Origin of the sequence: Arthrobacter sp. Br18 (assembly GCF_000520555.1) — a bacterium.
In the GTDB taxonomy this organism is placed as follows: Bacteria; Actinomycetota; Actinomycetes; order Actinomycetales; family Micrococcaceae; genus Arthrobacter_D.
In genome coordinates this window covers 156,438-161,799 of sequence record NZ_KI914890.1, presented here as the reverse complement: position 1 = coordinate 161,799, position 5,362 = coordinate 156,438, and the positions used below count along the sequence as shown (strand labels likewise).

The 5,362-nt window shown below is 67.0% G+C and carries 6 protein-coding genes; 5 read left to right on the top strand and 1 reads right to left on the bottom strand.

What is annotated here, in order from left to right; genetic code table 11:
- The coding region (locus tag Y704_RS22005; RefSeq protein ID WP_035773058.1) for an AfsR/SARP family transcriptional regulator at positions 1-1,811 on the bottom strand (1,811 nt) is incomplete at its 3' end.
- Between the two features lie 327 nt (positions 1,812-2,138).
- On the opposite strand from Y704_RS22005, the gene Y704_RS22000 reads away from it, so the two are divergent.
- The 5 genes from Y704_RS22000 to Y704_RS0115925 all read left to right on the top strand — a co-directional run bounded on the left by Y704_RS22000 (position 2,139) and on the right by Y704_RS0115925 (position 5,317).
- On the top strand, positions 2,139-2,618 hold the full coding sequence (locus Y704_RS22000) for a hypothetical protein (protein ID WP_051477231.1): 480 nt from the start codon (positions 2,139-2,141) through the stop codon (positions 2,616-2,618).
- Between the two features lie 458 nt (positions 2,619-3,076).
- A complete protein-coding gene (gcvH, locus tag Y704_RS0115940; protein ID WP_026550861.1) occupies positions 3,077-3,463 on the top strand; it encodes a glycine cleavage system protein GcvH in 387 nt (128 codons plus the stop codon).
- A 77-nt stretch (positions 3,464-3,540) separates the two neighbouring features.
- Positions 3,541-4,035: an FHA domain-containing protein gene (locus Y704_RS0115935; RefSeq protein WP_026550854.1), complete on the top strand. Its 495-nt coding sequence runs from the start codon at positions 3,541-3,543 to the stop codon at positions 4,033-4,035.
- A gap of 8 nt (positions 4,036-4,043) precedes the next feature.
- Positions 4,044-4,793 (top strand): transcriptional regulator FtsR, encoded by a 750-nt coding sequence (locus Y704_RS0115930; RefSeq protein WP_081747713.1) that lies wholly within the window; start codon positions 4,044-4,046, stop codon positions 4,791-4,793.
- An 11-nt stretch (positions 4,794-4,804) separates the two neighbouring features.
- The gene (locus tag Y704_RS0115925; protein ID WP_026550852.1) at positions 4,805-5,317 is read left to right on the top strand and encodes a bifunctional nuclease family protein; all 513 of its coding nucleotides are present in this window, start codon (positions 4,805-4,807) and stop codon (positions 5,315-5,317) included.
- Positions 5,318-5,362: the final 45 nt, after the last annotated feature.

Below are 5,362 nucleotides of genomic sequence, written 5' to 3'. Positions count from 1 at the left end.
CCGCCGCGATAGAGTTCGCTGTCGGGTCGTCCCATCGCCTCCCAGGCGGCGGCCGCGGAGCCGAGATGTCGCATGAGCCGCTGGCCCTCGACATCATCGGCGAGCCATTCCTTCAACCGTGGCCATGCCCATGCGAGCGCTTCGTGCGACAGTTGCACCGACTCCTCATCGGCCGTGAGCAGGCGTGCATCAACCAGCCGATCGACGATCCTGGCGTGGGCGTCGTCAATCGCGATACGGGCGCGCTCGAGCCGACGGGAGATCACCGCGCCGTCCGCGGATGCTTCGACGAGGCGGAGGACGATGTCGCGCAGTAGTAGCGAGTCCTCCGTCGGGAGCGCGGTGAAGACCACTTCCGCGGTTTTCGCGACGGCACCCTCGATCTCACCGGAGGCCCGGTACGCGTCGACGGTCATGACGCGGCCCTCACGACGTGACCACACCTGGCGCAGGGCGTGAGAAAGCAGCGGAAGGGTTCGCCCATGGGCGTCGCGAATGAGGATCTCGACGAGGCCCGGCTCCAGGATGAGCCCGGCCTGCTCTGCGGGCTTTTCGATCACGGCTCGGAGTCCGTCGGGGTCCAGCGCGGTGAGCATGAGCATGTGCGATTGAATGATTTCGGCGAAGCCTTCGTAATCGGCCAAGTCTCCGAGGCGATCGGCGCGGATCGTGACGACCAGCATGCCGCGGGGGACTTCTCGCGACAGGGCGTCGAAGAACCCCCGGACCTTGGCGGGGTCGTCCACGGCGAACGCCCGCTCGCACTGATCGACGATGAGCAGTGAATCCCCGGCCGCGGGACCGAGGTTGCGAAGTGCCTCGATCGGTTGTTCGCCGGGCGTTACTGCAGTGACCTCCCAGCCGCGCGTGGCGAACTGCGCGCCGATCCCGGCCCTGACGAATGAGGACTTGCCGACGCCCGATGAGCCCGCGACGAGGAGCACACCGTGCTCCTCGAGCGCACGCTGTGCCCCGAACAGCTCCTGCTCGCGACCGAAGTACCTCTCGGCGTCGGCAACGCCCGCGGGAGGCAGACCGAAGTATGGACACTCGGGGCTCCCGGCCCGGAACACCTGGTCGGACAGAAGCGAGGGATCCTGCCGGAGGATCGCCTGCTCCAGCTCAGCCAGCTCCGTGCACGGATCCAGCCCGAGTTCGGCAGCGAGCAGCCCCCGCGCCCTGCGCACGGTGGCGATCGCATCCGCTTGCCGACCCTGGCGGTACTGCGCCACGCTCAGTACGACCCAGCGCCGCTCGCGAAGCGGTGCTTCGGCGACGCGGGCGCGCGCAGATGCGGCGACCTCCTGAACCTCACCGGCCTGGAGCCGTGCATCGAGGAGCAGCTCCTCCGCCCCGAGGCGTATCTCGTTGAGACGACCGGACGCGATCTGAGCCGGCACCCAGTCGATGAGCTCGACGAAGGGCTCGCCCCGCCACAGCGCGAACGCCTCGGACAACGTGTGCGCGGCACGTTCGGGCTCACCGAGCTTCAGCTGCTGCGTACCCCGTGTGACGTGTCGCTCGAACCGCTCGGCATCGACGTCGACATGCTCCGCGGTCAGACGATATCCGAGCGGGGTGGTTTCGATCCGCGCTGGTGCGATGAGCCGACGCAACCGCATGATGCACCCGGGAATGACATGCGACCACGATGCGGGCGGATTCTCACCCCAGAGCGCTGCCGCGAGGGATTCGACCGACAGGGAGGCACCAAGGCGGACCGTGAGCGCACCCATCACCACACGGTCACGTGGAGCTAGCAGGATCCGACCGTCGTCGAGCGTCAGCGCTCCGAGAACGCGCACCTCCATGACGTCACTGTGCGCCGGAAGCCGACGTCCGTCAAGACACCGAGTATTCCGGGGAAAGGGTTGATATCGGGCCGATACCGGGCCGGTAGGCGCCGGTATTCTGCTGATACCGGAGTGTCGTCTACTGATCGTGCAGCCTCCGCGCTGCATCGAACGAAAGGACGAGCCTCGTGGACATCAACCCGGCACTTCCGTGCCGCTCACGCTGCGCGCTCGCAGCACGCGGGTGTGGCCGTCGCATTGCTGGCATGCGTCGGCCTCTCTGCGTGCACTGCGGCCGAGACGCAGCCCCCCGCGTCGACCGCAGCGGCTCGCGAGGCCGCACCAATGCCGGAAAACGGCGAACTGGATGCTGGTACGTACCTCGTGACCGCCTTCACGGCGCCCTTCGAGATCACTGTCCCGGACGGCTGGGAGATTTCCGGCTACTGGGCACTCGGCAAGGACCCATCGGGTGAGGGGGGAGTCTTCCTGCCTTTTCAGAGCGCCGCCTATGTGCCGACGCACGCCTGCGCATGGAGGGATGCGCTCGTCGACGTCGATCCGTCAGCTGAGGCCTTCGTGGATGCGATGGCGGCGCAGGTCCTCACTTCGAGCACCCCTCCCGTCGAGGTCGTGGTGGGCGATTATTCCGGCTTTGAGTTCGACCATGCCGCCGAGAGCGACGTCGATATCACCGACTGTGACGGCGGCAAGATCTGCATCCACTCGGAGATGGTGCACGAGTGCAACCACTGGTACTCGGCTGTGACGAACATTTCCGCCACTGCATCACCGTCGCCGGCGCGCTTCCGCTGGCCGGACTGATGCTCACCGACGGGGTGAGCCGGGAGGTGCGTGATGCCTACGAGCGGCTCCTTGTCGCACCACGCCGCGCACGGTTGCGCGGCTACCTGAACGAGGCCGTGGCACGCGGCCTGGCTACCGACGGAGTCCGACGTCGACATCGCCGGAAGCCGCTTCACGGGGTCGTGGTACGCCTTCGGCATTGCACGTCGAACACCTCCCGACAACTGGGCGCACCGCATTGCGGTCCTGGTGTGGTCGGGCTGCGGCGGGCGCCCAAGCTGAACGCCGCCCGGGCGAACCAGCGAACGCACCGAGTCCGGTGGTACGGCGCGGCCGAGGTGCGGCGCGCACGGGAACCTGAGCGGAGCCCGGCTGCAGCAGACCGGCAGGCGTGTGACCGGAACCATGCCTATACTCGATCAATACCGGACCGGGCGCACAGGCCCTGGGTCCACACCACCAGCGGAGAGGCGATCATGAGCAACATCCCCGAAGGTCTGTACTACACGGCCGAGCACGAGTGGATCAGCGAGCCCAACGCGGCAGGCGTGGTGCGCGTCGGCATCACCGACTTCGCCCAGGATGCCCTGGGCGACGTCGTCTACGTCCAGCTGCCGGAGACCGGATCCGCTGTGGCGGGCGCCGACGTGGTCGGCGAGGTCGAGTCGACCAAGAGCGTGAGCGATGTCTATGCCCCGGTGACGGGCGAGGTGGTGGCGCGGAATGAGTCCCTCGACGACGATCCGTCGCTGATCAACACCGACCCGTACGGCGAAGGCTGGCTCCTCGAAATTCGCGTGGAAAGCGCAGCCGTCCTGGAGGAGCTGCTGAGTTCTTCGCAATACTCACAGCAGGTAGGCTAGAGGAACCGGCTCCGGTCGTGGCCGACCGGGATGGCCGGGCCGCGTACCTCAGGTCACGTATCGTGGGAGGAAAACCAATGGTTGGCGACAACACCGCAGCCGCGAACGGAGGGGAACCGCAGATGGGATCTTCGGAGACCACGACCATCGGTCTGCCTCCGCAGATCGAGACGACCGAAATCGAACGTAACTTCACCCGTGAGGAGCAGGGCTCGGTTGCGGCCCTTCCTGCAGGGTCGGCGCTTCTCATCGCCCATTCCGGTCCCAACGCAGGTGCCCGCTTCCTCCTGGACGAGGACGTCACCAAAGCCGGCCGCCACCCCAACGCGGACATCTTCCTCGATGACGTCACGGTATCCCGCCAGCACGCCGAATTCCGCAGGACGGACACCGGCTTCATGGTGGTCGACACGCGCAGCCTGAACGGGACTTACGTCAACAACGACCGCGTGGACAGCATCGTGCTCCGGAACGGCAACGAGGTGCGCATCGGCAAGTTCCGCCTCACCTTCTACGCGGCACGAACCGCCGCTTCGGGGCAGCCCCCGGCGCAGCACACCGCGCAGGCGTAGTCCCCTTCATGCCTGAAACCCATTCCAGCCGGCGCAGCATCGGATCGGCCGCAGCGCACCCAGGCTCCAGCGTCCGCAACATCGGCGAGGTGCTCCGTGAGCTCGCCGAGGACTTCCCGCAGGTCACCGCATCGAAGATCCGCTTCCTCGAAGAGAAGGGGCTCATCACCCCCCAGCGGACCCGTGCCGGATACCGCAAGTACGCGGCCCATGACGTCGAACGCCTCCGCTTCGTCCTGGCGCTGCAACGGGACCAGTACCTTCCCCTGAAGGTCATCAAGGACTATGTCGACGCGATCGACCGGGGGGAGCGGCCGGAATCATTGCCCGGTGGAATGACCCTGTCACCGCGAATGGTGTCCGACCAGCTCGCCCGCGAACTGAGCTCCCATGCCCGCAGCCTCACCGTCGAAACGCTCGCAGCCGAAGCCGGGGCAACCCGCAGGCTGGTGGACGACCTCGTGGGCTTCGGGCTGATAGCGCCCGCTGCGGGCCGCTTCGATGAACATGCCCTCAAGATCACGAAGGCGTGCGTGCAGCTCGAAAGCCACGGCATCGAACCGCGCCACCTGCGGCCCTTCCGTGCCGCCGCGGACCGCGAACTCGGACTCGTGGAACGGGTCATCGCACCTGAGGCATCCCGCCGCGACGTCGCCTCGAAAGCCCGGGCGGCGGAGACCGCGCGTGAAATCAGCGAACTGTGCCTCGGCCTGCACAGCGCCCTGGTCTACAGCCACATATCCAGGATGGACAGTTAGGCGCTCGCCCGATGATTGAAGTGGAAGTTGTGGGAGTGAGGATCGAACTGCCCTCAAACCAGCCCCTCGTACTCCTCAAGGAAGTCTCGGGGGCGAAGCACCTGCCCATCTGGATCGGAGCGCCCGAAGCCAGCGCCATCGCCTTCGTGCAGCAGGGCATCGTGCCGCCCCGCCCGATGACCCACGACCTGCTGGTCAACGTGGTGGCTGCGGCCGGGCGGAGCATCACCGAGGTACGGATCACCGCGGTACAGGACACCGTCTATCACGCGGAGCTGGTGCTCGACGACGGCACCACCGTGGAGTCCCGCGCCTCCGACGCCCTGGCCGTCGCCCTGCGCGTGCCGTGCTCGATCTTCTGTGCGGACGAGGTTCTCCTCGCGGCAGGCGTCGAGATTGCGGAGGCAGTCGAAGAGGATGAGGATGGCGACGAGTCCGACGACAAGCAGGAAACCGCGGAGAAGGAACTGCGGCAGTTCCGCGAATTCCTCGCTGACGTCGAGCCTGAGGACTTCGAGCGCTGATCGTCCGGCTCACCCTGCGAGCCGTGTCGGCCGCGGCTGCGTCCG